Source organism: Pseudarthrobacter sp. TAF60_1, from assembly GCF_052113505.1.
Taxonomy (GTDB): domain Bacteria; phylum Actinomycetota; class Actinomycetes; order Actinomycetales; family Micrococcaceae; genus Arthrobacter.
Genome location: NZ_JBFRDI010000001.1, coordinates 57,857 through 83,613, shown reverse-complemented (window position 1 = coordinate 83,613; position 25,757 = coordinate 57,857). Strand labels below are relative to the sequence as shown.

Genomic DNA, 25,757 nt, shown 5'->3' with positions numbered 1-25,757 from the left:
AGAGCGTCCGACGGCGGCGATTGCCGCCGTCGGGCCTCTCCCTCCTCCCGCACCCAAGACTTCAGAATTTAGAGAACAAGAGAGAACAGGGACCATATGTCCAGCGAATCCTCCTTCGGCCTCATGCAGATCGGCCTCGCCACCGCGGATGACATCCGTGGCTGGTCTTACGGCGAGGTTAAGAAGCCGGAAACCATCAACTACCGCACGCTCAAGCCCGAGAAGGACGGCCTCTTCTGCGAGAAGATCTTCGGCCCGTCCCGCGACTGGGAATGCTACTGCGGTAAGTACAAGCGCGTGCGCTTCAAGGGCATCATCTGCGAACGGTGTGGCGTTGAAGTCACCCGTGCGAAGGTCCGCCGTGAGCGCATGGGCCACATCGAGCTGGCCGCCCCGGTCACGCACATCTGGTACTTCAAGGGTGTTCCGTCCCGTCTGGGCTACCTCCTTGACCTGGCACCGAAGGACCTCGAAAAGGTCATCTACTTCGCCGCCTACATGATCACCAGCGTTGACGCTGATGCCCGTCACGAGGAACTGCCCAACCTGCAGGTTGAGCACGACATCGAGAAGAAGCAGCTGATCGACAACCGCGACTCCGACATCGCCACGATCGCCCGCGACCTCGAAAACGAGATCGCGCGCCTCGAAGGTGAAGGCGCCAAGGCTGCCGACAAGAAGAAGGCCCGCGACTCCGCCGACCGCCAGATGGCGAACGTGCGTAAGCGTGCCGACGCCGAGATCGAGCGCCTCGAGCAGGTCTGGGACCGCTTCAAGAACCTGAAGGTCGCTGACCTCGAAGGCGACGAAGGCCTCTACCGCGAACTGCGCGACCGCTACGGCATGTACTTCGAAGGCTCCATGGGTGCCGAAGCCATCAAGAAGCGTCTTGAGAACTTCGACATGCAGGCCGAGTCCGACCTGCTGCGCGACATCATCGCCAACGGCAAGGGCCAGCGCAAGACCCGCGCCCTGAAGCGCCTGAAGGTGGTCAACGCGTTCCTGACCACCAACAACAGCCCGCTCGGCATGGTTCTGGACGCCGTCCCGGTGATCCCGCCGGAACTGCGCCCGATGGTCCAGCTGGACGGCGGACGCTTTGCGACCTCCGACCTCAACGACCTCTACCGTCGCGTGATCAACCGCAACAACCGCCTCAAGCGCCTGCTTGACCTCGGCGCGCCGGAGATCATCGTCAACAACGAGAAGCGCATGCTTCAGGAAGCTGTTGACAGCCTCTTCGACAACGGCCGCCGCGGCCGCCCGGTCACCGGACCGGGCAACCGTCCGCTGAAGTCCCTGAGCGACATGCTCAAGGGCAAGCAGGGCCGTTTCCGCCAGAACCTCCTCGGCAAGCGCGTGGACTACTCGGGCCGTTCGGTCATCGTGGTCGGCCCGCAGCTGAAGCTGCACCAGTGCGGACTGCCCAAGCAGATGGCTCTGGAGCTCTTCAAGCCGTTCGTGATGAAGCGCCTGGTTGACCTCAACCACGCCCAGAACATCAAGTCGGCCAAGCGCATGGTTGAGCGTTACCGTCCGCAGGTCTGGGACGTGCTCGAAGAGATCATCACCGAACACCCGGTGCTGCTCAACCGTGCACCTACCCTGCACCGCCTCGGCATCCAGGCGTTCGAACCGCAGCTTGTTGAAGGTAAGGCAATCCAGCTCCACCCGCTGGTTTGTGGCGCCTTCAACGCTGACTTCGACGGCGACCAGATGGCAGTCCACCTGCCGCTGAGCCCGGAAGCCCAGGCTGAGGCACGCATCCTGATGCTGTCCTCGAACAACATCCTGAAGCCCTCCGACGGCCGTCCGGTCACCCTGCCCTCGCAGGATATGATCATCGGTCTCTACCACCTGACCACCAAGCGTGTCGGTTCAGCTGGCGAAGGCCGCGTCTTCTCCTCGGTATCGGAAGCCATCATGGCCTACGACCTCCGCGAACTGCACCTGAACTCGCAGGTCAAGATCCGTCTTGAGGGCTTTGTTCCTTACGCAGGCTGGGAAGCTCCGGAAGGCTGGGAGCCCGGTCAGCCGGTGCTCGTCCAGACCTCCCTGGGCCAGGTCATCTTCAACCAGACCCTGCCCGAGGACTACCCCTGGGTTGAGAACGTTGCGGACAAGGGCGAACTGTCCACGATCGTCAACGATCTCGCCGAGCGCTACCCGAAGGTCATCACGGCGGCAACGCTGGATAACCTGAAGGATGCCGGTTTCTACTGGGCCACCCGGTCCGGCGTTACCGTGGCCATCTCGGACATCGAGGTGCCCAAGGACAAGCCGCAGATCCTTGCCGGCTACGAAACCATGGCTGCCAAGATCCAGGGCCAGTACGACAAGGGCCTGATCGACGACGACGAGCGTCGCCAGGAACTGATCGAGATCTGGAACAAGGCAACGAACGAGATCGCCCAGGCGATGCGTGACAGCCTGTCCCCGATGAACACCATCAACCGCATGGTGTCCTCCGGTGCACGTGGTAACTGGATGCAGGTCCGTCAGATCGCGGGTATCCGTGGCCTGGTGGCCAACCCTAAGGGTGAGATCATCCCGCGCCCCATCAAGTCCTCCTACCGCGAGGGCCTGTCGGTGCTGGAATACTTCATCGCCACGCACGGTGCCCGTAAGGGTCTGGCCGACACCGCGCTGCGTACCGCCAACTCGGGTTACCTGACCCGTCGTCTGGTGGACGTCTCGCAGGACGTCATCGTCCGTGAAGAGGACTGCGGCACCGAACGCGGCCTCGTCACTCCGATTGCCGTACCGGACGCCAACGGTGAACTGGTCCTGGACGAGAACGTCGAGAACAGCGCCTACGCCCGTACGCTCGCTGTTGATGTTGTGGACTCCAAGGGCAACGTCCTTGCGGCCGGCGGCACCGACTGCGGCGACGTCGTTATCGCCGAGCTGTTTGCAGCCGGTATCACCGAGGTCAAGGTCCGCTCCGTACTCACCTGTGAGTCCAGCGTCGGCACCTGCGCCCTGTGCTACGGCCGTTCACTGGCCACCGGCAAGACTGTGGACATCGGTGAGGCCGTCGGCATTATCGCTGCACAGTCCATCGGTGAGCCCGGTACCCAGCTGACCATGCGTACGTTCCACACCGGTGGTGCTGTTTCGGCCAGCGGTGGCGACGACATCACCCAGGGTCTGCCCCGTATCCAGGAGCTCTTCGAAGCCCGTACTCCGAAGGGTGTCGCACCGATTGCTGAAGCAGCCGGCCGCATCGCCATCGAAGAGTCCGAGCGCCAGATGCGCCTGGTCATCACACCGGATGACGGATCTGAAGAGATCGCGTACCCGGTACTGCGCCGTTCACGCCTCCTCATTGAGGATGGCGAGCACGTCACGGTAGGCCAGAAGCTCATCAACGGCCCGGTTGATCCGAAGCAGGTTCTGCGCATCATGGGTCCCCGTGCCGCGCAGAAGTTCCTGGTGGACGAGGTCCAGGGCGTGTACCGCAGCCAGGGCATTGGTATCCACGACAAGCACGTCGAGGTTATCGTCCGCCAGATGCTGCGCCGCGTCACGGTCATCGAGTCCGGCGAATCTGATCTGCTGCCCGGCGAGCTCGCCGAGCGCAGCCGCTTCGAGGAGGCCAACCGCCGCGTTGTGTCCGAGGGCAAGGCACCGGCTTCCGGACGTCCTGAGCTCATGGGCATCACCAAGGCGTCCCTGGCCACCGAGTCCTGGCTGTCCGCAGCTTCCTTCCAGGAGACCACCCGCGTCCTGACGCAGGCGGCCATGGAAGGCAAGAGCGATCCGCTGCTCGGCCTCAAGGAGAACGTCATCATCGGTAAGCTGATCCCGGCCGGCACGGGTCTCCCGCGCTACACCGAGGTCACCGTCGAGCCCACTGAAGAAGCAAAGGCCAACCTGTTCACCGGCCCCAGCGCATTCAGTGACTTCTCGTACGACTCCCTGGGCGGCGACGGAGCTCCTGAGTTCCACGCCATCCCGCTGGATGACTACGATCTCGGCAACGACTTCCGCTAGCCGTTCCTGAATAGGCCCCGTCCCCCTCTGCCACAATTTCGGCAGCGGGAGGCGGGGCCTTTCGTATACACCCGATTAAGGCTCAGGATCAAGCCGTGCTAGAATTTTGGTAATTGTTCTGTGTGGCAGTGGATGAAGGCCGCCGCAGCATCATTTTGGTTTTGTTCTCATGATGTTGGGTGTGAGCTTGTTTCCGGGTTGCGGGCTAGGTGCGCAACGAATGCCACTCTTTTGCACGCCTAGGCGAGATTTGAGACACCGAGGCTGCAGGGACAACGCCAAAACCGATGCAACGAAGGCTGACGCCCGAATGTGCCGGTAGAGATCAAACCAACGGAGAACACGAGAGTGCCTACGATTAACCAGCTGGTCCGCAAGGGCCGCACGCCGAAGGTCAAAAAGACCAAGGCTCCTGCCCTGAACGGCAGCCCGATGCGCCGCGGTGTTTGCACCCGCGTTTACACCACCACCCCCAAGAAGCCGAACTCGGCTCTGCGTAAGGTCGCACGTGTGCGCCTCAACGGTGGCGTTGAAGTTACCGCTTACATCCCCGGTGTAGGCCACAACCTGCAGGAGCACTCCATTGTGCTCGTTCGCGGTGGTCGTGTTAAGGACCTCCCCGGTGTCCGCTACAAGATCGTCCGTGGCGCCCTCGATACCCAGGGTGTTAAGAACCGTAAGCAGGCACGCAGCCGTTACGGCGCAAAGATGGAGAAGAAGTAATATGCCTCGCAAGGGTCCGGCCCCGAAGCGGCCGCTCGTACTAGATCCCGTTTACGGCTCCCCGCTGGTCACGCAGCTGATCAACAAGGTGCTGGTTGACGGCAAGAAGTCCACCGCAGAGCGCATCGTTTACGGTGCCCTCGAAGGCGCCCGCGCCAAGTCCGGCGGCGACCCCGTAGCAGCCCTCAAGAAGGCCATGGAGAACGTCAAGCCTTCCCTCGAGGTCCGTTCACGCCGCGTTGGTGGCGCCACCTACCAGGTTCCGGTTGAGGTCAAGCCGGGTCGCTCCACCGCCCTCGCCCTGCGTTGGCTGGTTGGCTACTCCAAGGCCCGCCGCGAGAAGACCATGACCGAGCGCCTCCAGAACGAAATCCTGGATGCCTCCAACGGTCTCGGTGCCGCTGTGAAGCGTCGCGAAGACACCCACAAGATGGCCGAGTCCAACAAGGCCTTCGCACACTACCGCTGGTAATACTTCCCGGACGCCGCCGGCTCACCTGAGCCGGCGGCGAACGTGCAGTCCATCCGAAAGGGAGACACCGTGGCACAGGACGTGCTTACCGACCTTAGTAAGGTCCGCAATATCGGCATCATGGCCCACATTGATGCTGGCAAGACCACCACCACCGAGCGCATCCTGTTTTACACGGGTGTGAACCACAAGATTGGCGAAACGCACGACGGCGCTTCGACCACTGACTGGATGGAACAGGAAAAGGAACGCGGCATCACCATCACGTCTGCCGCCGTGACCTGCTTCTGGGAAAACAACCAGATCAACATCATCGACACCCCGGGCCACGTTGACTTCACCGTTGAGGTTGAGCGCTCACTGCGCGTCCTCGACGGCGCTGTCGCCGTTTTTGATGGCAAGGAAGGCGTTGAGCCGCAGTCTGAGACCGTTTGGCGCCAGGCTGACAAGTACAACGTTCCGCGCATTTGCTTCGTCAACAAGATGGACAAGCTCGGTGCTGACTTCTACTTCACGGTAGACACCATCATCAGCCGCCTCGGCGCCAAGCCTTTGGTTATGCAGCTGCCCATCGGTTCCGAGAACGACTTCATCGGCGTCGTGGACCTGCTGTACATGCGTGCACTGGTCTGGCCCGGCGACTCCAAGGGTGACGTCACCATGGGTGCCAAGTACGAGATCCAGGAGATCCCGGCTGACCTCAAGGAAAAGGCTGAAGAGTACCGCGCACACCTCGTTGAGGCCGTTGCAGAGTCCTCCGAAGAGCTCATGGAGAAGTACCTCGAAGGCGAAGAGATTTCCGTCGACGAGCTCAAGGCCGGCATCCGCAAGATGACCATCAACTCTGAGCTCTACCCGGTCTTCTGTGGCTCCGCGTTCAAGAACCGTGGCGTTCAGCCGATGCTCGATGCTGTCATCGACTACCTGCCGAACCCGCTCGACGTCCCCCCGATGATCGGTCACGATCCCCGCGACGAAGAGAAGGAACTGACCCGCAAGCCGTCTTCCGAGGAGCCGTTCTCGGCTCTGGCGTTCAAGATTGCTGCGCACCCGTTCTTCGGCCAGCTCACCTTCATCCGCGTGTACTCCGGTCACGTGGAAGCAGGCGCCCAGGTGGTCAACTCCACCAAGGGCAAGAAAGAGCGCATCGGCAAGCTGTTCCAGATGCACGCCAACAAGGAAATGCCCGTCGAGGGCGCTACCGCCGGCCACATCTACGCAGCGATCGGGCTGAAGGACACCACCACGGGCGACACCCTGTGCGACTCCGCCAACCAGATCGTCCTCGAGTCCATGAGCTTCCCGGAGCCCGTGATCTCTGTTGCCATCGAGCCGAACACCAAGGGTGACCAGGAGAAGCTCTCCACGGCCATCCAGAAGCTCTCCGCTGAGGACCCGACCTTCCAGGTCTCCCTCAACGAAGACACCGGCCAGACCATCATCGCCGGCATGGGCGAGCTCCACCTGGACATCCTGGTGGACCGCATGCGCCGCGAATTCAAGGTCGAGGCAAACGTGGGCAAGCCGCAGGTTGCTTACCGCGAAACCATCAAGCGTGCTGTAGAGCGTCACGACTACACGCACAAGAAGCAGACCGGTGGTTCGGGTCAGTTCGCAAAGATCCAGATCGCGATCGAGCCGATGGACACTGCCGACGGCGAGCTGTACGCGTTTGAGAACAAGGTCACTGGTGGCCGCGTTCCTCGCGAGTACATCCCGTCTGTGGATGCAGGTATCCAGGATGCGCTCAACGACGGCGTCCTGGCCGGTTACCCGGTTGTGGGCATCAAGGCAACGCTGATTGACGGCGCTTACCACGATGTTGACTCCTCGGAAATGGCGTTCAAGATCGCCGGCCGTATGGCTTTCAAGGAAGCCGCACGCAAGGCGAACCCTGTCCTGCTTGAACCGCTGATGGATGTCGAAGTCCGCACCCCTGAGGAATACATGGGTGAAGTTATCGGCGACATCAACTCACGCCGTGGCCAGATGCAGTCCATGGAAGATGCACAGGGTGTCAAGGTCATCCGTGCGCACGTCCCGCTGTCCGGCATGTTCGGCTACATCGGTGACCTGCGTTCGAAGACCCAGGGCCGCGCTGTGTACTCCATGACGTTCAACAGCTACGCCGAGGTCCCGAAGGCAGTTGCCGACGAGATCATCCAGAAGACCCGCGGCGAATAGTCCTTCGGACTTTTCACAGCGACAAACTCGGGTGCGTTTCCGGTTGACGGAAGCACGCCTGGTGCAGGTGGCCGGAACACGGTCAGATGCAGTCCGGTCCAGCCGGGTTGCGGCCATCTGCACGAACAGGCTCTAGGCACTAGTATTAGTTCCTGAATCTGCAATTTCACCAATCCAAAGCCCCCCAAGTAGACTTACCTGAGTTTCTGCCGCGATAAGCGCGGTTGAAGGGTAAGTCATTTGAAAACGTTCTAGGAGGAACCTGTGGCAAAGGCAAAGTTCGAGCGGACTAAGCCGCACGTTAACATCGGCACCATTGGTCACGTTGACCACGGTAAGACGACGTTGACGGCCGCCATTTCCAAGGTGCTGTACGACAAGTACCCGACTCTCAACGAGAAGCGTGACTTCGCGTCCATTGACTCTGCTCCCGAAGAGCGTCAGCGCGGCATTACCATCAACATCTCCCACGTTGAGTACCAGACCGAGAAGCGCCACTACGCACACGTAGACGCTCCGGGTCACGCTGACTACATCAAGAACATGATCACCGGTGCTGCACAGATGGACGGTGCAATCCTGGTGGTTGCCGCCACTGACGGCCCGATGGCACAGACCCGCGAGCACGTTCTGCTCGCCCGCCAGGTTGGCGTTCCCTACCTGCTGGTCGCGCTGAACAAGGCCGACATGGTTGACGATGAGGAACTGCTGGACCTCGTTGAAATGGAAGTTCGTGAGCTCCTGAGCTCGCAGGGCTTCGATGGCGACGAAGCACCGGTTGTCCGCGTTTCCGGCCTCAAGGCTCTGGAAGGCGACCCGGAGTGGGTCAAGTCCGTTGAAGAGCTCATGGAGGCCGTGGACAATTCTGTTCCGGACCCCATCCGCGACCGCGACAAGCCCTTCCTGATGCCGATCGAAGACGTCTTCACGATCACCGGCCGTGGCACCGTTGTTACGGGCCGCGCCGAGCGTGGAACCCTTGCCATCAACTCCGAGGTCGAGATCGTCGGCATCCGCCCGGTCCAGAAGACCACGGTTACCGGTATCGAGATGTTCCACAAGCAGCTCGACGAAGCATGGGCCGGCGAGAACTGTGGCCTCCTGCTCCGCGGTCTGAAGCGTGATGACGTAGAGCGTGGCCAGGTTGTCGTCAAGCCGGGTTCCATCACCCCGCACACCGACTTCGAGGCCAACGTCTACATCCTTTCCAAGGATGAAGGCGGACGTCACAACCCGTTCTACTCGAACTACCGCCCGCAGTTCTACTTCCGCACCACGGACGTAACCGGCGTTATCACCCTGCCCGAGGGCACGGAAATGGTTATGCCTGGCGACAACACTGAGATGACCGTTGCGCTCATCCAGCCCATCGCCATGGAAGAGGGCCTCGGCTTCGCTATCCGCGAAGGCGGCCGCACCGTTGGTTCAGGACGCGTTACCAAGATCATCAAGTAACAACTTGCTGACCTAGTGTTGGCGGGCCGCTTGACGGTCCGCTGAGACTTATCAACAGCCCCGCTGCGTATCTACGCGGCGGGGCTGTTGTTTGCTATCGTTAATCCAGTCACTGGATTAATTGTGCGGGCTGGTCTGCGCTGGAGGTATTACCGTGAGGGACGAATCATATGAGGCGGGCTACCGCGCCGGGCACCTCCAGGGATGGATCGACGCCATGGCCAAACTCTCGGCGCAAGGCGAGCCAGGTGCGGCGCTTGGCCGGTTGACAGGCACTCCTCCCACCGGGCCGATTCCCGGGGAACGCACGACGGCGGCACGCGGCGGTGTGTCCGCGCCGCCTTCGGTTCCCGCCACCGATGTCCCCGTTTCGTTGGTGCCGGCGTCTCCTTCGCCGGCCGCATCGATAGTGCCGCCCGCTGCGCCGGCGCCGGGCCCACCGCCGCTGCCGCCGCAGTCCCCAGCCGCAGCCTTCCGGAACTACCCGGAGACTCCAGCCGAGCGGCAGGCCCGGCGCGAAAAGCGTGACCGCCAGAACATTAACATCACGCTGTATGTCGCCAGCCTTCTTCTCGTGGCTGCCGCGGCATTGTTTATCGGCACCAGCCTTCCGCCAACGATGCGGTTCGCCGGCGTCGTCAGCGTCACGGCGCTGTTCTACGCTTCGGGCTTTGTACTCCATGCACGAGTGCCGCGGCTCCGGCCGGCTGCCGTCGCTTTTACTGGCACCGGCCTTGCCCTTGTTCCCGTGACGGGCCTGGCGCTGTACAACTTTGCCCTGCCGAACGGTCCCACGGCCTGGCTGTTGACGTCGTTAGTAGGGACGCTTGCCTACGTCGCGGCGGCAGTCCGGCTTGAGAGCCGGGTGCTGGTCTACCTTTCGCTGACCTTTCTCACCTCTTCGGCGTTCTCTGGAGTCTCTGTCCTGGGCGGCGCCCTGGTCTGGTATTTCGCGTCGCTGATAGGTGTGGCCGCAGTGCTGACGGCCCTTGCCCTGGCACGGCCCGGCTGGCTGCCGCCCGTTTATATCAGGCCTCTCATGGTCCTGCACCCCTATCTGGTCCCGGCAGTTGCCGCCGCTGCCACTTGCGTCCCGCTGTACCTGGAGAAGTCCGAATACGCGCTCATCCTTGCTCTGTGCGGCGCCTACTTTGCGTTGATGTCTGTTGTCCCCGGGCCGTGGCGGCTCCGCAACTTCTACGCCGCCCGGGCTGCCCTCACCGTGGCGGCAGCCGTCGCCATTTGGGACTTGACCGGCCGGGGGAGCGACGCCCTGCTGGTGGCCAGCGTCCTGCTCGCCGCCCAGACGCTTGGCCTGGCAGTGTTGTCCGCCCGGCTGGCGGCAGTATTTGCCGGGACGAAGCTTTCCGGCCGGAGTGCCGGGGCACCCCAGCGAGCTTCCCAAGGTCCTCCCGCCGAGGCTTCGCGCAGCGCTGCCGTTGCCCGCTGGCAGGCCGATGCCGTAGTCACCTTTGGGCTGCAGCTGGCGGCCACGGTGGCATTTGGGGTTGCCCAGGAGGTCGCCAGCTTTGTCCAGGGATTTGTGAGCAAGAGCCTGGCGGACAGGGAGCTGGCAGTGCCGCTGTGGATTCCGGTGGCATGCTCACTCGTTGCCGGCATGGTGCTGGCTGCCAGATGGCGTGGGCGCACCGAGTGGGCGCCCGTAGCTGCCCTTGCCGTGGCGGGGCTGCTAAGTGGACCCATGGGCGCGTGGCCCCTGGCCGTGATGCTGCTTCTGGGCGCCGGTTATTGGGCTGCCCGCGGAGCCTTCTCGGCAGAACCAGCCCGTGGACGCCATGTGCTGGGAGTCCGGGCCGCCCTCACACTGGCCGTACCCGTGACTGTTGCGGCCGTGATCGGGCATGAGCCAGAGCGGGACGAAGCCTCGGCTTTCGCACTTTTAGTAGCACTGGTGTGCCAGCAACTCCTCACGGCCGCCCTGCAGCGTTCCGGGGTGGCCGCTTTTGCCCCGCAGAGGACACTCGGTGCATTCGGCTCCGCAGCAGCCCTCGTCCTGATCGGGTTGCCGTTCATCGAAGCCTCACAGGACCACACACTCACAGCCGTCGCCCTGATGGTCCAACTGCTCGCGGCGTTCGGCGTTGGGGCCCTGACGCTTCCGCGGCCTGCCACGGAGAAGGACTGGTACGGCACCGCGTGGGAGGCCGGGCCGCTTGCACTCTCCGTGATGGCAGTTGCCGTGGCTTTCCAGTCGGTGTCGCAGGCTGCCGGAAACGTGGCGCTGCTCCTGGTGGTGGCCTACCTGGTGATCACGGCGATGCGCCTGCCGCTGCGCCAGCACCGGTGGGCTTACTGGTGGTTCGCCCGGGCAGCAGCAACGGTCTTAGCCCTGACGGCCTTTGACCAGTTCCAACGGGACGCTGGCCCCGTTGTCATCGCGAATGAGGGCGTGCGCCCGGCCACGGTCCTCGTGACGGTACTGGCACTCCAGCTTGCGCTGCCGCTGGTAGCGGCAGCACGCCGTCGTACTCCCCGCGGAGTTGCCGCAGACGCGGCCGCAGTAATCCTCCTTCAGCTGGTGGCCACCGCCCTTCTGGCGCAGGCTGATTCCGCAGGATGGCAGCACACTTCCGCTACGGTACTGGCGGCCTTGGGCGCCGCGGCGTCAGGTTACTTCCTCCGCCGTCAGGGAGGTGCCGTCTGGTTGGCCCCGTTCGCGTTCGGCTCGCTCGTGGCCTTCAGCCACGGCACCCTCCTCGCCCTCGAGCTGATCCTGGGCATTTTCGCCGTCTACGCCACCCTGATGGTGGTCGCCGAGCCGCGGCGTATCCGGAAAGGTTGGTATTTCGTCGCAGCCCGGATCCTGACCGCCGGGCTGGCGTTGGTACTGAGCTACGACATCACGGCTTCAGCCACCGCGGTCTCGGTGACATTTGCCCTCGTACTCGCTGCCCAGCACGTGCTCCGGTGGACGATGCGCGCACGGCTGGCCGAAGTCCCGTTCCAGCAGGCCGCGGTGTGGATCACGTTGACGGGACAGGCGATCCTGCCGCTCGTGTACATGGCGGGTCAGCGGACCGCCGCACTTCGGGCACCGGATGACGACGGTGGCCGCTGGGTAGTGCTGTTCGAGCTGCTTCTGCTCCTGGTATCGGCAGCCGTGGCCCGCAAACTGTTCACTGCCCGGGGTGCCCTCTACTTCGCTGTGTACGCTGCACTGTTCGGCGTTCTCGCGCTGGGACCGCTGGTCACTTTCGGCGGGACGTTCTTGGTTTCCGAGGTGCTGAGCCACGCCGGGACCGCTGTGGTGCTGCTATCTGTAGCGTTGCTTGCGGTTGTCGCCGGAGTCCTGCAGCGAAGGCGGAACGTGGACGCTGGAGATATCGAGCATTGGCTCTGGCTGGTGACCGCGGGCTCCTTCGCCGGCGCGGGCCTGCTCGTCTCGCCGTTGGCGGCAGACTGGGTGACGGCTGCTGCCGTTCTGGTTCTTGCCGTGGTGTTGTTTGCAGCTTCGCACGTCGAAAACCAGGCGCTGCTGTACCCGCCGGCGGCATTGGCAACCCACTGGGGTGCCGTTGCACTGGCAGAGGCGGCCTTCCCGGATGGCGCCGGCGCGTGGGGCAGCTTCTTGCCTTGGCTGGTAGGCGCGGGCTCGGCTTCGGCGTCCCTCTATGCTGGGCGGCTGATTCGCGCCGACGCATTCAACGCCGGCACATGGAACGCTGGTACGTTGACCGTCGAAGGATTGACCACTGGCACAGCGGACAAACCGAACTCCGGCACATTGAACCCGGGCCGCCCGGGAGGCGACCCGGTGCGTCGCTGGACCCTTGCGGGAGGCGCCTTCCTCGGGCTGGTCGTTGTGGCCATGGCCGGAACCAAGCACGATGCCACCTCGTGGACGGCCGCAGCCATCCTGGCCGCCGCCGTAGGAATCGCATACCGGGAGGCGCCTGCAAAGGCGCGGCGGATTGTCCTGGAGGTGGGCGCCCTGGTGCTCACTGCCGCGGTCCAGCGCGCCGCCATCTTTGCCTTGGACGGACCGGACAGACTCAATGGCCGGGAGCTTGGCGGTTATCCGGATCCGTTCTGGGTGGCTCAATGGTACGTAGTCCTGGGCGCTGTCCTCGGCGGGTGGCGCTACATCTCCGGCCATCAGCAGGCGGGACGGTTCCTGGTGGGTGCTGCAGCCGGGCTGTTGTCACTTGGTGGTCTGGGTGTCGTGTTCGGCGGCACCGGCGCGCAACAGTTGTGGGTGCTCGTGCTGCTGGCGCTGCTGCTGGTCGTTGGCCTTATTGCGGGCGAACGGCTGTATGTCTGGTGGGGTGCGGCCGGCGTGGCAGCCTGCCTTCTGTGGGCGATGAGACATTACACGTTCCTGCTCCTGGCGGTGATTGCCGTGGGTCTTATCGCCTTTGCCGTCTGGCGCCTGAACCGTGGGACGGCCGGCGGGGCACCCCACGCTGGGCCGGGCTCCGGGCCGCTAGCCGGGCCGACGGTGGGGCCGTTGGAGGGCCCCGAAGCCAGGCAAGGCCCGGTGGCCGACTCCTGGGCCGGCGGTGCAAGTGGACAGCCGTTCGGCCCCCGTCCGGGCAGTGACGGAGATCTGCCTGGGGCGGCGGGCGACAGCCCAGCGGTGACAAAGAAGCGTGCCTAGGGCACTGATACTGTTGCTAAGAGCGAGAGGAGTGCACCATGGAATTCTTGATTTTTCTGGTCATCGCTGTTGCCGTGGTCGGCGGAGTGTTCTGGGCCAAGAAGTATTTCCGCAACGAGATCGACCGCGCCAAGCGCATCAACCGCGCCAACAAGAACCTGTAACCCGGGCGCTCAGCCGGCCAACGGTTTCCGGGCTCGGCTGAGGGCCCGGTACCAGTAGAACGATTCCTTCGGTGTGCGCTCCAGGGTTTCGAAATCCACGTGCACCAGGCCGAAGCGCTGCGAATATCCGGCAGCCCATTCAAAGTTGTCCATCAGCGTCCAGACGTAATAGCCGCGCAGTTCTACATCGTCAGCGATGCCACCGGGTGCTGTTGCCTCCATGGCATGCTGCAGATGTCCCGCGATGTAATCGATCCGTTGCTGGTCTGGCACGGGGCCAGTGACGTGCTCGGGCTCAGGGAAGCTGGCCCCGCTTTCTGTGATGTAAATCGGCGGCAGGGCATCCTGGTAGCGGTCTTTGAGTTCACGCAGCAGGATCCCCAGGTGGTCCGGAGCTACCGGCCAACCGAAACCCGTTGTCTCGTACTCCTCGAACGGCACCTGATGGGCGGGAATCCTGATCATCGCCTCTGCCGGCACTGTCAGATCATCCCCGGTGCCCTGCCCGGCCGCCACCTTCACGGGCTGGTAGTAGTTCACGCCGTAGAAGTCCACCGGCTGATGGATGGTGCGGAGATCGGCGTCGGAAATCCTGGGCAGCGAACGCAGCCATGGCTTCGCGAGCCTCAGCGAGAACGGGTAGCGGCCCAAAAGGATCGGATCGGCGTAGATCCGGTTCAGCATCAGGTCGAACACTTTGGCTGCGGCCCGGTCGGTGATTCTTCCGGAGGCTGGCCGGACGGGGGAGTGCAGGTTAGTCACCCCTATCCCACCCCGGACGCCCTCCGCCCGTAGTGCCTGGGTGGCCAGGCCGTGAGCCAGCAGCTGGTGGTGCACGGCGGGAAAGGCGTCGAAGAGAAGGTAACGTCCCGGCGCGTGGGTGCCCAGGGCATAACCATTCAGCACCACCGAGGCCGGCTCGTTCAGCGTGACCCATTGGTCCACCCGGTCGCCAAAACGCCTGCCGGCCGCCGCCGCGTACTCAGCGAACCGTTCGGCAGTGACCCGGTTCATCCAGCCCCCGCCATGCTCCAGGGGCAGCGGCGTATCCCAGTGGTACAACGTGGCCATGGGGGAGATGCCCGCTTCAAGGAGCTGATCGATCAGGCGGTCGTAGAAATCCAGTCCCTGCTCGTTGAAAGCGCCGCGGCCGTCCGGCTGGATCCGCGGCCAGGAAATGGAAAAGCGGTAGGAGTCGACGCCGAGTTCGCGCATGAGCCTTACATCTTCAGCCCAGCGGTTGTAATGGTCGCAGGCCACCGCAGGCGAGTGCCCGTCCCAGATGGCGCCCGGCTTTTCCACGAAGGCATCCCAGCCGGAGGGGCCCCGGCCGCCGGCGGCCAGGCCGCCCTCGATCTGGAAAGCGGCGGCAGCGACTCCCAGGGTGAAGGTGCGTGGCAGGCGGCCTGCCAGATCCTGAACGGAAACGTCATTTTCGACCGTCATTCCCCCATCATCCATTCGGATGTTGATGAAGGCAATGATTCCCAACTAGGTAGCAGTAACTGTCGTTATGGCCCCTCACAACGACACCTACTGCTACCCAGTTGGGGGAGGAGGAGGCAGATTCGCTTCTCCGGATAATATCCGGCATACTAGATGAGTTGTTCAAGCGCTTCTTCGTGTCCCGATCCGGATAATGCCGGGTGTCAGGGTCCAAGTGGAAGACCAAACATAACCCACTCCCCATGGAACTGCGGATTTGTATGCGTGCTAAGCGCGACACGCCCGACCGCGGGGGTCGGTTACGTCGGCAGGTTGAGGAACCCGGATTCATCCGGATTCAGCTTGTGCGGCGGGTGGTAGTTCAGACTTCAAATGCTTCGGCAGCCACATGCAACACGAATAGTGAACAGAGCAGCCCTACTCAGAGCAGCACTAACTGAAAGAGAGTCAGGCGACATGGCGGGACAAAAAATCCGCATCCGGCTGAAGTCATACGACCACGAGGTCATTGACGTTTCAGCACGGAAGATCGTTGAGACGGTCACGCGCGCAGGCGCAACGGTAGTTGGCCCCGTGCCGCTGCCTACGGAGAAGAACATCTACTGCGTAATCCGCTCTCCGCACAAGTACAAGGACAGCCGCGAGCACTTTGAAATGCGCACGCACAAGCGTCTTATCGACATCATCGATCCCACGCCGAAGGCTGTTGACTCGCTTATGCGCCTCGACCTGCCGGCCGACGTGAACATCGAAATCAAGCTGTAGGGAGGTGCTGAGAGACTATGACCGCAACCCGTAACGTAAAGGGCCTGCTGGGCACGAAGCTCGGCATGACCCAGGTCTGGGACGAGAACAACAAGCTCATCCCCGTCACTGTGGTCCAGGCAGATTCGAACGTCATCACCCAGCTGCGCAACGCAGACACTGATGGCTACGTCGCTGTACAGATCGGCTACGGCCAGATCGATCCCCGCAAGGTCACCAAGCCGCTGGCTGGTCACTTTGAAAAGGCAGGCGTCACGCCTCGCCGCCACGTCGTCGAACTGCGCACTGCAGATGCTGACACTTACGAGCTGGGCCAGGAGCTTTCTGTTGAGCTCTTCGAAGCCGGCCAGAAGATCGACGTTATCGGCACCACCAAGGGTAAGGGCTTCGCCGGCGTTATGAAGCGTCACGGCTTCCACGGCGTTGGAGCTTCCCACGGTGCCCACAAGAACCACCGTAAGCCCGGTTCAATCGGTGGCGCATCCACCCCGAGCCGCGTCTTCAAGGGCATGAAAATGGCCGGCCGCATGGGCGCCGTTCGTCACACCACGCTGAACCTCACGGTTCACGCAGTTGACGTCGAGAAGTCGCTGCTCCTGATCAAGGGTGCCGTCCCCGGCGCCCGCGGCCAGGTCGTACTCGTACGCACCGCCGTGAAGGGAGCCTAGTTCAATGACTAGCACTGTCAAGGTTGACCTGCCTGCAGAGATCTTCGACGTTCAGACCAACGTGCCGCTGTTGCACCAGGTCGTCGTTGCCCAGCTCGCTGCTGCTCGCCAGGGTACCCACAAGACCAAGACCCGCGCCGAGGTTTCCGGTGCAGGTCGCAAACCGTTCAAGCAGAAGGGCACCGGCCGCGCCCGTCAGGGTTCAATCCGTGCTCCTCACATGACCGGTGGTGGCGTTGTCCACGGTCCCACACCGCGTGACTACAGCCAGCGCACCCCCAAGAAGATGATTGCTGCTGCACTGCGCGGCGCACTGTCTGACCGGGCACGCAACGGTCGCATCCACGTTGTTGCTGAACTGGTGGAGGGCACCAAGCCGTCCGTCAAGACCGCACTGGCAACGCTGCGCGGAGTTTCCGAGCGCAAGAACCTGCTGGTTGTCATCGAGCGCGCCAACGATGTTGCAGCACTTTCCGTGCGCAACCTCGCCGGTGTTCACGTTCTGTACGCAGACCAGCTGAACACCTACGACGTACTCGTCTCTGACGACGTTGTCTTCACCAAGGCTGCCTACGAAGCATTCGTTGCTGACAAGGCAGTGGCAAAGAACGAGGAGGATGCCAAGTGAGTGCAGCCACCATCAAAGACCCGCGCGACGTCGTGCTTGCACCCGTCGTATCGGAAAAAAGCTACGGCCTGATCGATGAGGGCAAGTACACCTTCCTGGTGGACCCCCGCTCGAACAAGACCGAGATCAAGCTGGCCGTGGAGAAGATTTTCTCCGTCAAGGTCGAATCGATCAACACCATCAACCGTGCCGGTAAGCGCAAGCGCACCAAATTCGGATGGGGTACCCGCAAGAGCACCAAGCGCGCAATTGTGAGCCTCAAAGAAGGCACCATCGACATCTTCGGCGGTCCGCTCTCGTAGCGGAGACCACTTTAACGAGGAAATAAATTATGGGAATCCGTAAATACAAGCCGACTACACCGGGCCGTCGTGGCTCGAGCGTAGCGGACTTCACCGAAATCACGCGGTCGACGCCGGAAAAGTCGTTGGTACGTCCGCTGCCCAAAAAGGGCGGCCGTAACAACACCGGTAAGATCACGACCCGTCACAAGGGTGGTGGCCACAAGCGCCAGTACCGTCTGATCGACTTCCGTCGCCACGACAAGGACGGCGTCAACGCCCGCGTTGCCGAAATCGAGTACGATCCGAACCGCACGGCTCGCATCGCCCTCCTGCACTACGTTGATGGCACCAAGCGTTACATCATCGCCCCCAACAAGCTCTCCCAGGGTGACGTCGTTGAGGCAGGTGCCGGTGCTGACATTAAGCCCGGTAACAACCTGCCCCTGCTCAACATCCCGGTGGGTACTGTCATCCACGCAGTTGAACTGCGCCCGGGTGGTGGCGCCAAGATGGGCCGCTCCGCCGGCGCATCGATCCAGCTTGTTGCCAAGGAAGGCCGCTTCGCCCAGCTGCGTCTGCCTTCCGGTGAAATCCGCAACGTTGATGTGCGCTGCCGCGCAACCATCGGTGAGGTCGGCAACGCCGAGCAGTCGAACATCAACTGGGGCAAGGCCGGCCGTATGCGGTGGAAGGGCGTTCGCCCGACCGTCCGTGGTGTCGCCATGAACCCGGTTGACCACCCGCACGGTGGTGGCGAGGGTAAGACGTCCGGTGGACGTCACCCCGTCAACCCGAACGGTAAGCGTGAGGGCCGCACCCGCCGCCCGAACAAAGAGAGCGACAAGCTTATTGTGCGTCGTCGTCGTACTGGCAAGAACAAGCGATAGGAGCCTGGACACATGCCACGCAGCCTGAAAAAAGGTCCTTTCGTTGACCAGCACCTCTTTGTGAAGGTGGACAGGGAAAACGAAAAGGGCACCAAGAACGTCATTAAGACCTGGTCCCGCCGTTCGATGATCATCCCCGACATGCTCGGGCACACGATCGCCGTACACGACGGACGCAAGCACATTCCGGTGTTTGTCACTGAGTCGATGGTCGGGCACAAGCTCGGCGAATTCGCTCCCACGCGGACATTCCGCGGCCATGTCAAGGACGACCGTAAGGGCAAGCGCCGCTAGGCGCCTGCACTTACGTCAAAGACGAGAGAAGGAAAGCAATGGAAGCCAAGGCAATTGCGCGTCACATCCGCGTAACGCCTATGAAGGCCCGGCGCGTCGTCAACCTTGTTCGTGGTAAGCAAGCGAATGAGGCTCTGGCAATTCTGAAGTTTGCCCCCCAGGCAGCTTCAGAGCCGGTATTCAAGGTAGTTCAGTCGGCAATCTCCAACGCCCGGGTCCTCGCGGACCGCGACGGCGTGGCGTTTGACGAAGGTGACCTCATCATCAGCGAAGCGTTTGTTGATGAAGGCCCGACCATGAAGCGGTTCCAGCCGCGCGCCCAGGGTCGTGCATTTCAGATCAAGAAGCGCACGAGCCACATCACCGTGGTAGTCGCTACCCCGGAGAAAGAGGAGGCTCGCTAAGTGGGACAGAAAGTTAACCCGCACGGGTTCCGACTCGGCATCACCACCGATCACGTATCGCACTGGTTTGCTGACAGCACCAAGGCCGGACAGCGGTACAAGGACTTCGTTCGCGAAGACATCCGTATCCGCCAGCTCATGTCCACGGGCATGGAGCGCGCCGGCATCGCCAAGGTTGAAATCGAGCGCACCCGTGACCGTGTCCGCGTGGATATCCACACGGCGCGTCCCGGCATCGTCATCGGCCGCCGCGGCGCTGAAGCAGACCGCATCCGCGGCGAGCTTGAGAAGCTCACGGGCAAGCAGGTCCAGCTGAACATCCTCGAGGTCAAGAACCCCGAGATGGAAGCACAGCTTGTTGCCCAGGGCGTTGCTGAGCAGCTGACTTCCCGCGTGGCTTTCCGCCGTGCGATGAAGAAGGCCATGCAGTCCGCACAGCGTGCAGGTGCCAAGGGCATCCGTATCGCTTGCTCCGGTCGACTGGGCGGCGCTGAAATGTCCCGCTCGGAGTTCTACCGCGAAGGCCGTGTGCCCCTGCACACCCTCCGTGCGAACATCGACTACGGCTTCTACGAGGCCAAGACCACCTTCGGCCGCATCGGCGTGAAGGTCTGGATCTACAAGGGTGACGTCACCGCCAAGGAACTGGCTCAGCAGGCAGCTGCTGCTCCGTCCCGCGGCCGCGGCCCCAGCGATCGCCCGGGCCGCCCGGGTGGCGCCGACCGTGGTGACCGCCGTCGTCGTACCGACCGTCCGGCAGCAGAGGCAGCTCCGGCCGCCGCTGCCCCGGCAGTTGAGGCTGCACCCGCTGCAGTAGAAGGAGGACAGGCTTAAATGCTTATCCCACGTCGAGTCAAGCACCGTAAGCAGCACCACCCGGGTCGTTCCGGCGCTGCTACGGGCGGCACCAAGGTCTCCTTCGGTGAGTACGGCATCCAGGCCCTGAGCCCGGCATACGTAACCAACCGTCAGATCGAGTCTGCCCGTATCGCGATGACCCGCCACATCAAGCGTGGCGGCAAGGTCTGGATCAACATTTACCCGGACCGTCCGATCACGAAGAAGCCTGCCGAAACCCGCATGGGTTCCGGTAAGGGTTCACCGGAGTGGTGGGTCGCTAACGTCAAGCCGGGACGGGTTCTCTTTGAGATCTCCGGCGTCGAAGAATCGGTAGCTCGCGAGGCCCTGCGCCTGGCAATCCACAAGCTCCCGTTGAAGGCACGCATTTTGCGTCGCGAAGGTGGTGAATAGAAATGGCAGTAGGATCCAAGGAACTTGCATCCGCACAGCTGGACACGTTCGACAATGAGCGCCTCGTTGAAGAACTCCGTAAGGCTAAGGAAGAGCTGTTCAACCTGCGTTTCCAGTCCGCCACCGGTCAGTTGGAGAACCACGGTCGTCTGCGCGCGGTAAAGAAGGACATCGCACGCATCTACACCGTTCTCCGTGAGCGCGAGCTGGGCATTCGTGCCGAGGTTGCCGCACCCGTTGTGGAAGCCAAGGAAGAAAAGAAGTCCAAGAAGGCAGCAACCAAGAAGGCCGAAAAGGCTGAAACGGTTGAGACCGAGGAGGATGCCAAGTGACTGAAAAGGACGAGAACGTGACGGAAACTGTTTCCGCGGCAGCTACTGCTGCCGAGCGCGGTGACCGTAAGACGAAGCGCGGCTACGTGGTCTCGGACAAGATGGAAAAGACCATCGTTGTCCAGGTTGAGGACCGCGTGAAGCACGCCCTTTACGGCAAGGTCATCCGCCGCAACACCAAGATCAAGGCTCACGACGAAGAGAACAGCGCCGGCATCGGCGACCTCGTTCTCCTCGCCGAGACCCGGCCGCTGTCCGCTACTAAGCGGTGGCGCCTGGTCGAGATCCTCGAAAAGGCCAAGTAACACCCCGCAGCCTGCTTGCAGGTCCTGCACCGGAAACCCTCGTTCCCTTCTGGGAGCGGGGGTTTCCTCGTTTTGCCGGGGACGACGGGATTGTCGCCCAAGTTGGGCCGATGGCGTACCGTGCGTGCCGCCGTCGTCCGCCTCGCCTGGACACGCTCTCTCACTTAATGCGGTTTTTTAACGGTCGCTCTCTCACTTTCCTGAAGAAAGTGAGAGAGCGCTGCTCGAGAAGGCCCATTAAGTGAGAGAGCGTCCGACGGCGGCGGGCTGGGACCCCGCGGGAGCGTCCGACGGCGGCAGGGAGTGGGCAGGGACTGCCGGGGTGTGATATGGGAGTTGGCCCAAACTGTGCTAAGATTTTGAGTTTGTATGGCGCCGTTCGTGTGCCGACATCAACCTCGTAAACAATCGTGCCACGGCATAGTGCCCCCTAGCGCTTCGGACCTGTCTGAAGCCGCCTGGGAAGCAAATGTTTTTGGCACGGGAGTTTAGGCCTGGCCTGGCAAAATCCAGGCAGGTCAAGAGACACCCCGATCAACCGTTCCGCAAGGCTCATTCCGTAGCAAGATCACGGCCTGAGAACCGGCGCGACGCAAGGAGTAAATAGTGATTCAGCAGGAGTCGCGACTCAAGGTCGCCGACAACACGGGTGCTAAGGAAATCCTTACCATTCGCGTTCTCGGTGGATCTGGCCGTCGCTACGCAGGCATTGGCGACGTCATCGTCGCTACCGTCAAGGACGCAATTCCGGGCGGCAACGTAAAGAAGGGCGATGTTGTTAAGGCAGTCATCGTCCGTACCAAGAAGGAACGCCGCCGTGCGGATGGTTCCTACATCAAGTTTGACGAGAACGCAGCTGTGATCCTGAAGGCTGACGGTGACCCCCGCGGTACCCGTATCTTCGGACCGGTTGGTCGTGAACTCCGTGACAAGAAGTTCATGAAGATCGTTTCTCTGGCTCCGGAGGTGCTCTAGTCCATGGCTAAGATCAAAAAGGGTGACCTCGTTCAGGTCATCACTGGCGCCAAGGCTGAGCGCGGCGGCGACAAGGGTAAGCAGGGCAAGGTTCTGCGCGTATTCCCCGAGACCAACCGCGTGTTGGTTGAAGGCATTAACCGCGTAACCAAGCACACCAAGGTCGGTCAGTCGCAGCGCGGCACCAAGACCGGTGGCATCGAGGTCGTCGAAGCTTCGATCCACATCTCCAACGTGGCTCTGGTTGACCCGTCCACCAAGAAGCCCACCCGTGTCGGTTTCCGCACCGAGACCGTGGAGCGCGATGGCGTGAAGCGCGAAGTGCGTGTACGCGTGGCCAAGAGCTCCGGGAAGGACATCTAATGACTGAGACTCTCGAGACTCCGGCAGCGAAGATCGTTCCTCGTCTGAAGACCAAGTACGCCGATTCCATCAAGAGCACGCTCGTTGAGGAATTCAAGTACACCAACGTCAACCAGGTTCCCCGTCTGGTGAAGGTCGTTGTGAACATGGGTGTTGGAGATGCCGCTAAGGACTCCAAGCTGATCGACGGCGCTGTCCGCGATCTGACCCTGATCACCGGCCAGAAGCCGCAGGTAACCAAGGCCCGCAAGTCGATCGCTCAGTTCAAGCTGCGCGAAGGCATGCCCATCGGCGCACACGCAACTCTGCGTGGAGACCGCATGTGGGAATTCCTGGATCGTCTGGTCACGCTGGCTCTGCCCCGTATCCGCGACTTCCGCGGCCTCAGTGGCAAGCAGTTCGACGGCAACGGCAACTACACCTTCGGTCTGACCGAGCAGGTTATGTTCCACGAAATCGACCAGGATTCCATCGACCGCACCCGCGGCATGGACATCACGGTTGTCACCACTGCCAAGACCGATGACGAAGGCCGCGCGCTGCTGAAGGCGCTTGGTTTCCCGTTCAAGGCCGAAGACTAATCTAACTACGTAACAGGTCCTTCGGTGCAGCCCTGCAGTTCCTGCAGGGGCCGGACCGAGGAAACCGTTATGAGGAAGGGCACGAGCCCACCATGACAATGACAGATCCTGTCGCAGACATGCTTACGCGTCTGCGCAATGCAAACTCGGCATACCACGATTCCGTGACCATGCCGTACAGCAAGCTCAAGGCACGCGTTGCCGACATCCTGAAGGCCGAAGGTTACATCGCCTCCTGGAAAGAAGAAGACGCTGAGGTTGGCAAGAAGCTGACCCTCGAGCTCAAGTTCGGTCCGAACCGCGAGCGTTCAATCGCTGGTGTTCGTCGTATTTCCAAGCCGGGCCTGCGTGTTTACGCAAAGTCCACCAACCTCCCGCACGTGCTCGGTGGCCTGGGTGTCGCAATCCTGTCCACCTCTTCCGGCCTCTTGACTGATAAGCAAGCCGGCAAGAAGGGCGTGGGCGGCGAAGTCCTCGCCTACGTCTGGTAACGGGAAAGGAAGAGAATAATGTCACGTATTGGACGTCTCCCCATCACCGTTCCCGCCGGCGTTGAGGTCAAGGTTGACGGCTCTGTCGTCAGCGTCAAGGGTGCCAAAGGCGAGCTGAACCACACTGTGGCCAGCCCGATCGAGGTTTCCCTGGAAGCAGAGACCCTGACTGTCGCCCGCCCGAACGACGAGCGCGCCTCCCGTTCACTCCACGGCCTGACCCGCACCCTGATCTCCAACATGATCGAGGGCGTTACCAAGGGCTATGAGAAGAAGCTTGAAATCGTTGGTACTGGTTACCGCGTTCAGGCCAAGGGATCTGACCTTGAGTTCGCTCTCGGCTACAGCCACCCGGTAAATGTCACCGCACCGGACGGCATCACCTTTGCAGTTGAGACCCCGACCAAGCTCTCTGTTTCAGGTATCAACAAGCAGCAGGTCGGCGAGGTTGCTGCCAACATTCGCAAGCTGCGGAAGCCGGACCCCTACAAGGGCAAGGGCATCCGCTACGCAGGCGAAGTCATCCGCCGCAAGGTCGGAAAGGCTGGTAAGTAACCATGGCCATCTCAATTAACAAGAAGCGTACTAACAAGAGCAAGTCTGCTTCGCGCAGCCGCCGCCAGCTTCGTATCCGCAAGCGCATCTCCGGTACGCCTGTACGTCCTCGTCTGGTCGTCAACCGTTCCGCACGCCACGTATTCGTCCAGGTTGTCGATGACACCAAGGGCCTGACCGTAGCAAGCGCCTCCACCCTGGAAGCCGATCTTCGTGCATTCGAAGGCGACAAGACCGCCAAGGCCAAGCGCGTTGGCGAACTCGTAGCCGAGCGTGCGAAGGCTGCCGGTATCGAAGCAGTTGTCTTCGACCGCGGTGGTAACAAGTACCACGGCCGGATTGCTGCTGTCGCTGACGGCGCACGTGAAGGTGGGCTGTCACTGTGACGGAAGCAAACAAGGAAAAGGACACTGTGTCTGCAGATCAGAAGGCGACTGAAGCCGTAGCTGCTCCGGCCACTGAGACCACTGCTCCCGCGGCCGCTGCTGATGACCGCCGTGGTGGCGCTCGTCGTGGCGAGCGTGGAGACCGTGGCCAGGGCCGCGGCGACCGTGGTGGCCGTGGCGGCCGCGACGGCGGCCGTGAAGCTGAGAAGAGCCAGTTCATCGAACGCGTTGTCACCATCAACCGCGTTTCCAAGGTGGTCAAGGGTGGTCGTCGCTTTAGCTTCACCGCTCTGGTCGTCGTTGGTGACGGTAACGGTATGGTCGGCGTTGGCTACGGCAAGGCTAAGGAAGTTCCTGCCGCAATCGCGAAGGGCGTTGAAGAGGCTAAGAAGTCCTTCTTCCGCGTTCCCCGCATCGGCAACACCATCCCGCACCGCGTTCAGGGTGAGGCTGCCGCAGGCGTCGTAATGCTGCGTCCGGCCTCCGCCGGTACCGGTGTTATCGCCGGTGGCCCGGTCCGTGCAGTACTGGAGTGCGTGGGCATCCACGACATCCTCTCCAAGTCGCTCGGTTCCGCCAACGCCATCAACATCGTTCACGCGACCGTTGATGCCCTGAAGCGCCTCGAAGAGCCGGCAGCAGTGGCAGCACGCCGCGGCCTGCCTCTCGACGAGGTTGCTCCGCCGGCAATGGTGAAGGCAATCCTGAACCAGAAGGCGGGTGTCTAAGTCATGGCTAAGAACCTGATTCCCTCCGACTCCCAGTTGGAGATCACTCAGATCAAGTCCGCCATTGGCGGCAAGCAGAACCAGCGCGACACCCTTCGGTCCCTCGGCCTGAAGCGGATCGGACACACCGTTGTCCGCACCGCCGACGCCGTGACCGTTGGAATGCTCAACACGGTTCCGCACCTGGTAAAGGTAGAGGAGGCGAAGTAAATGGCAGAGAAAAAGACCGCCGCAGAGGTAGCTGAGAAGCAGAACGCTCTGAAGGTCCACCACCTGCGTCCCGCCCCGGGTGCCAAGACCGCCAAGACCCGCGTTGGTCGTGGTGAAGGTTCCAAGGGTAAGACCGCTGGTCGCGGTACCAAGGGTACGAAGGCCCGCTACCAGATCAAGGCTGGCTTTGCCGGCGGCCAGTTGCCGCTGCACATGCGCCTGCCGAAGCTGCGCGGCTTCAAGAACCCGTTCCGCGTTGAGTTCCAGGTTGTAAACCTGGACAAGCTCAACGAACTGTTCCCCGAAGGTGGCGCTGTCACCGTGGAGAACCTGGTCGAAAAGGGTGCCGTTCGCAAGAACCAGCCCGTCAAGGTGCTGGGCACCGGCGACATCACCGTCAAGGTTGACGTCACCGCCCACGCATTCTCGGCCAGCGCCGCGGAAAAGATTGCTGCAGCCGGCGGAAGCACCACCGCTCTCTAGAGACGGTGGGCAGTAGCCCGTTGTGAAACTCCCGGCGTGCAGGACCCCAGGGCCCTGTACGCCGGGAGTTTTTTCGCATCCGCCCGCCGAATAATTCCCGCCGTCCGTC

The 25,757-nt window shown here is 62.2% G+C and carries 28 protein-coding genes; 27 read left to right on the top strand and 1 reads right to left on the bottom strand.

Going from position 1 to position 25,757, the window contains the following annotated elements:
- Positions 1 to 96 precede the first annotated feature (96 nt).
- The 7 genes from AB4Y73_RS00425 (at position 97) to AB4Y73_RS00395 (ending at position 13,612) form a co-directional block, all read left to right on the top strand.
- The gene (locus AB4Y73_RS00425; RefSeq protein WP_441867139.1) at positions 97 to 3,996 is read left to right on the top strand and encodes a DNA-directed RNA polymerase subunit beta'; all 3,900 of its coding nucleotides are present in this window, start codon (positions 97 to 99) and stop codon (positions 3,994 to 3,996) included.
- A 348-nt stretch (positions 3,997 to 4,344) separates the two neighbouring features.
- The gene (gene rpsL / locus AB4Y73_RS00420; protein ID WP_011692814.1) at positions 4,345 to 4,719 is read left to right on the top strand and encodes a 30S ribosomal protein S12; all 375 of its coding nucleotides are present in this window, start codon (positions 4,345 to 4,347) and stop codon (positions 4,717 to 4,719) included.
- 1 nt (position 4,720) lies between these two features.
- On the top strand, positions 4,721 to 5,191 hold the full coding sequence (gene rpsG, locus AB4Y73_RS00415; RefSeq protein WP_011692813.1) for a 30S ribosomal protein S7: 471 nt from the start codon (positions 4,721 to 4,723) through the stop codon (positions 5,189 to 5,191).
- Between the two features lie 69 nt (positions 5,192 to 5,260).
- The gene (gene fusA / locus AB4Y73_RS00410) at positions 5,261 to 7,375 is read left to right on the top strand and encodes an elongation factor G (protein WP_441867134.1); all 2,115 of its coding nucleotides are present in this window, start codon (positions 5,261 to 5,263) and stop codon (positions 7,373 to 7,375) included.
- Positions 7,376 to 7,639: 264 nt separating this feature from the next.
- Complete coding sequence (gene tuf / locus AB4Y73_RS00405; protein ID WP_441867131.1) at positions 7,640 to 8,830, top strand: elongation factor Tu; 1,191 nt, start codon at positions 7,640 to 7,642, stop codon at positions 8,828 to 8,830.
- A 154-nt stretch (positions 8,831 to 8,984) separates the two neighbouring features.
- Positions 8,985 to 13,448 (top strand): hypothetical protein, encoded by a 4,464-nt coding sequence (locus AB4Y73_RS00400; protein WP_441867128.1) that lies wholly within the window; start codon positions 8,985 to 8,987, stop codon positions 13,446 to 13,448.
- A gap of 38 nt (positions 13,449 to 13,486) precedes the next feature.
- Complete coding sequence (locus tag AB4Y73_RS00395) at positions 13,487 to 13,612, top strand: hypothetical protein (RefSeq protein WP_441867125.1); 126 nt, start codon at positions 13,487 to 13,489, stop codon at positions 13,610 to 13,612.
- Between the two features lie 9 nt (positions 13,613 to 13,621).
- Here the strand turns inward: AB4Y73_RS00395 and AB4Y73_RS00390 are convergent, their stop codons facing one another.
- Positions 13,622 to 15,058 carry a GH1 family beta-glucosidase gene (locus AB4Y73_RS00390; RefSeq protein ID WP_441867122.1) on the bottom strand — a complete coding sequence of 479 codons (1,437 nt, stop codon included), beginning with the start codon at positions 15,056 to 15,058 and terminating at the stop codon, positions 13,622 to 13,624.
- A 456-nt stretch (positions 15,059 to 15,514) separates the two neighbouring features.
- Here AB4Y73_RS00390 and rpsJ point away from each other — a divergent pair, with 456 nt between their 5' ends.
- From rpsJ to rplO, 20 genes are all read left to right on the top strand, one after another.
- Complete coding sequence (rpsJ, locus tag AB4Y73_RS00385) at positions 15,515 to 15,823, top strand: 30S ribosomal protein S10 (protein WP_038464699.1); 309 nt, start codon at positions 15,515 to 15,517, stop codon at positions 15,821 to 15,823.
- Positions 15,824 to 15,840: 17 nt separating this feature from the next.
- Positions 15,841 to 16,491: a 50S ribosomal protein L3 gene (gene rplC, locus AB4Y73_RS00380; RefSeq protein WP_108599010.1), complete on the top strand. Its 651-nt coding sequence runs from the start codon at positions 15,841 to 15,843 to the stop codon at positions 16,489 to 16,491.
- Between the two features lie 4 nt (positions 16,492 to 16,495).
- Positions 16,496 to 17,119 (top strand): 50S ribosomal protein L4, encoded by a 624-nt coding sequence (gene rplD / locus AB4Y73_RS00375; protein WP_190987323.1) that lies wholly within the window; start codon positions 16,496 to 16,498, stop codon positions 17,117 to 17,119.
- Positions 17,116 to 17,421 carry a 50S ribosomal protein L23 gene (gene rplW, locus AB4Y73_RS00370; RefSeq protein WP_090950936.1) on the top strand — a complete coding sequence of 102 codons (306 nt, stop codon included), beginning with the start codon at positions 17,116 to 17,118 and terminating at the stop codon, positions 17,419 to 17,421. The genes rplD and rplW overlap by 4 nt, the downstream gene beginning before the upstream one ends.
- 29 nt (positions 17,422 to 17,450) lie before the next feature.
- On the top strand, positions 17,451 to 18,290 hold the full coding sequence (rplB, locus tag AB4Y73_RS00365) for a 50S ribosomal protein L2 (RefSeq protein ID WP_164205891.1): 840 nt from the start codon (positions 17,451 to 17,453) through the stop codon (positions 18,288 to 18,290).
- Positions 18,291 to 18,302: 12 nt separating this feature from the next.
- Positions 18,303 to 18,584 carry a 30S ribosomal protein S19 gene (rpsS, locus tag AB4Y73_RS00360; RefSeq protein WP_011692805.1) on the top strand — a complete coding sequence of 94 codons (282 nt, stop codon included), beginning with the start codon at positions 18,303 to 18,305 and terminating at the stop codon, positions 18,582 to 18,584.
- 38 nt (positions 18,585 to 18,622) lie between these two features.
- The gene (rplV, locus tag AB4Y73_RS00355; protein ID WP_003803798.1) at positions 18,623 to 18,988 is read left to right on the top strand and encodes a 50S ribosomal protein L22; all 366 of its coding nucleotides are present in this window, start codon (positions 18,623 to 18,625) and stop codon (positions 18,986 to 18,988) included.
- The gene (gene rpsC, locus AB4Y73_RS00350) at positions 18,989 to 19,822 is read left to right on the top strand and encodes a 30S ribosomal protein S3 (RefSeq protein ID WP_441867114.1); all 834 of its coding nucleotides are present in this window, start codon (positions 18,989 to 18,991) and stop codon (positions 19,820 to 19,822) included.
- Positions 19,823 to 20,239: a 50S ribosomal protein L16 gene (rplP, locus tag AB4Y73_RS00345; RefSeq protein WP_190987321.1), complete on the top strand. Its 417-nt coding sequence runs from the start codon at positions 19,823 to 19,825 to the stop codon at positions 20,237 to 20,239.
- A gap of 2 nt (positions 20,240 to 20,241) precedes the next feature.
- Positions 20,242 to 20,571: a 50S ribosomal protein L29 gene (gene rpmC, locus AB4Y73_RS00340; protein WP_066293285.1), complete on the top strand. Its 330-nt coding sequence runs from the start codon at positions 20,242 to 20,244 to the stop codon at positions 20,569 to 20,571.
- Positions 20,568 to 20,876, top strand: coding sequence for a 30S ribosomal protein S17 (gene rpsQ / locus AB4Y73_RS00335; RefSeq protein ID WP_190987320.1), 309 nt, complete (start codon positions 20,568 to 20,570; stop codon positions 20,874 to 20,876). The genes rpmC and rpsQ overlap by 4 nt, the downstream gene beginning before the upstream one ends.
- Before the next feature lie 606 nt (positions 20,877 to 21,482).
- On the top strand, positions 21,483 to 21,851 hold the full coding sequence (rplN, locus tag AB4Y73_RS00330) for a 50S ribosomal protein L14 (RefSeq protein ID WP_024366126.1): 369 nt from the start codon (positions 21,483 to 21,485) through the stop codon (positions 21,849 to 21,851).
- Positions 21,852 to 21,854: 3 nt separating this feature from the next.
- Positions 21,855 to 22,214 (top strand): 50S ribosomal protein L24, encoded by a 360-nt coding sequence (gene rplX / locus AB4Y73_RS00325; RefSeq protein WP_024366125.1) that lies wholly within the window; start codon positions 21,855 to 21,857, stop codon positions 22,212 to 22,214.
- Positions 22,214 to 22,795, top strand: a complete 582-nt coding sequence (gene rplE / locus AB4Y73_RS00320; protein WP_190987319.1) for a 50S ribosomal protein L5 — start codon at positions 22,214 to 22,216, stop codon at positions 22,793 to 22,795. The genes rplX and rplE overlap by 1 nt, the downstream gene beginning before the upstream one ends.
- Before the next feature lie 92 nt (positions 22,796 to 22,887).
- Positions 22,888 to 23,286 (top strand): 30S ribosomal protein S8, encoded by a 399-nt coding sequence (gene rpsH, locus AB4Y73_RS00315; RefSeq protein ID WP_018773673.1) that lies wholly within the window; start codon positions 22,888 to 22,890, stop codon positions 23,284 to 23,286.
- Between the two features lie 18 nt (positions 23,287 to 23,304).
- Positions 23,305 to 23,841: a 50S ribosomal protein L6 gene (rplF, locus tag AB4Y73_RS00310; protein ID WP_056344361.1), complete on the top strand. Its 537-nt coding sequence runs from the start codon at positions 23,305 to 23,307 to the stop codon at positions 23,839 to 23,841.
- A 2-nt stretch (positions 23,842 to 23,843) separates the two neighbouring features.
- Positions 23,844 to 24,227, top strand: coding sequence for a 50S ribosomal protein L18 (rplR, locus tag AB4Y73_RS00305; RefSeq protein WP_441867105.1), 384 nt, complete (start codon positions 23,844 to 23,846; stop codon positions 24,225 to 24,227).
- Positions 24,224 to 24,955 (top strand): 30S ribosomal protein S5, encoded by a 732-nt coding sequence (rpsE, locus tag AB4Y73_RS00300; protein WP_275212248.1) that lies wholly within the window; start codon positions 24,224 to 24,226, stop codon positions 24,953 to 24,955. Before rplR ends, rpsE begins: the two co-directional genes overlap by 4 nt.
- Positions 24,956 to 24,958: 3 nt before the next feature.
- Positions 24,959 to 25,165 (top strand): 50S ribosomal protein L30, encoded by a 207-nt coding sequence (rpmD, locus tag AB4Y73_RS00295; RefSeq protein WP_013601818.1) that lies wholly within the window; start codon positions 24,959 to 24,961, stop codon positions 25,163 to 25,165.
- Complete coding sequence (gene rplO / locus AB4Y73_RS00290) at positions 25,166 to 25,648, top strand: 50S ribosomal protein L15 (protein WP_441867100.1); 483 nt, start codon at positions 25,166 to 25,168, stop codon at positions 25,646 to 25,648. It begins immediately after the preceding gene.
- The last annotated feature ends 109 nt before the right edge of the window (positions 25,649 to 25,757 follow it).

Bases quoted from the DNA above. Each gene is read 5' to 3' on its own strand.
- AB4Y73_RS00425 (WP_441867139.1), top strand. From the start codon at position 97: ATGTCCAGCGAATCCTCCTTCGGCCTCATGCAGATCGGCCTCGCCACC.
- rpsG (WP_011692813.1), top strand. From the start codon at position 4,721: ATGCCTCGCAAGGGTCCGGCCCCGAAGCGGCCGCTCGTACTAGATCCC.
- AB4Y73_RS00395 (WP_441867125.1), top strand. From the start codon at position 13,487: ATGGAATTCTTGATTTTTCTGGTCATCGCTGTTGCCGTGGTCGGCGGA.
- AB4Y73_RS00390 (WP_441867122.1), bottom strand. From the start codon at position 15,058: ATGACGGTCGAAAATGACGTTTCCGTTCAGGATCTGGCAGGCCGCCTG.
- rpsJ (WP_038464699.1), top strand. From the start codon at position 15,515: ATGGCGGGACAAAAAATCCGCATCCGGCTGAAGTCATACGACCACGAG.
- rplC (WP_108599010.1), top strand. From the start codon at position 15,841: ATGACCGCAACCCGTAACGTAAAGGGCCTGCTGGGCACGAAGCTCGGC.
- rplD (WP_190987323.1), top strand. From the start codon at position 16,496: ATGACTAGCACTGTCAAGGTTGACCTGCCTGCAGAGATCTTCGACGTT.
- rplB (WP_164205891.1), top strand. From the start codon at position 17,451: ATGGGAATCCGTAAATACAAGCCGACTACACCGGGCCGTCGTGGCTCG.
- rpsS (WP_011692805.1), top strand. From the start codon at position 18,303: ATGCCACGCAGCCTGAAAAAAGGTCCTTTCGTTGACCAGCACCTCTTT.
- rplV (WP_003803798.1), top strand. From the start codon at position 18,623: ATGGAAGCCAAGGCAATTGCGCGTCACATCCGCGTAACGCCTATGAAG.
- rplP (WP_190987321.1), top strand. From the start codon at position 19,823: ATGCTTATCCCACGTCGAGTCAAGCACCGTAAGCAGCACCACCCGGGT.
- rpmC (WP_066293285.1), top strand. From the start codon at position 20,242: ATGGCAGTAGGATCCAAGGAACTTGCATCCGCACAGCTGGACACGTTC.
- rplX (WP_024366125.1), top strand. From the start codon at position 21,855: ATGGCTAAGATCAAAAAGGGTGACCTCGTTCAGGTCATCACTGGCGCC.
- rplE (WP_190987319.1), top strand. From the start codon at position 22,214: ATGACTGAGACTCTCGAGACTCCGGCAGCGAAGATCGTTCCTCGTCTG.
- rpsH (WP_018773673.1), top strand. From the start codon at position 22,888: ATGACAATGACAGATCCTGTCGCAGACATGCTTACGCGTCTGCGCAAT.
- rplF (WP_056344361.1), top strand. From the start codon at position 23,305: ATGTCACGTATTGGACGTCTCCCCATCACCGTTCCCGCCGGCGTTGAG.
- rplR (WP_441867105.1), top strand. From the start codon at position 23,844: ATGGCCATCTCAATTAACAAGAAGCGTACTAACAAGAGCAAGTCTGCT.
- rpmD (WP_013601818.1), top strand. From the start codon at position 24,959: ATGGCTAAGAACCTGATTCCCTCCGACTCCCAGTTGGAGATCACTCAG.
- rplO (WP_441867100.1), top strand. From the start codon at position 25,166: ATGGCAGAGAAAAAGACCGCCGCAGAGGTAGCTGAGAAGCAGAACGCT.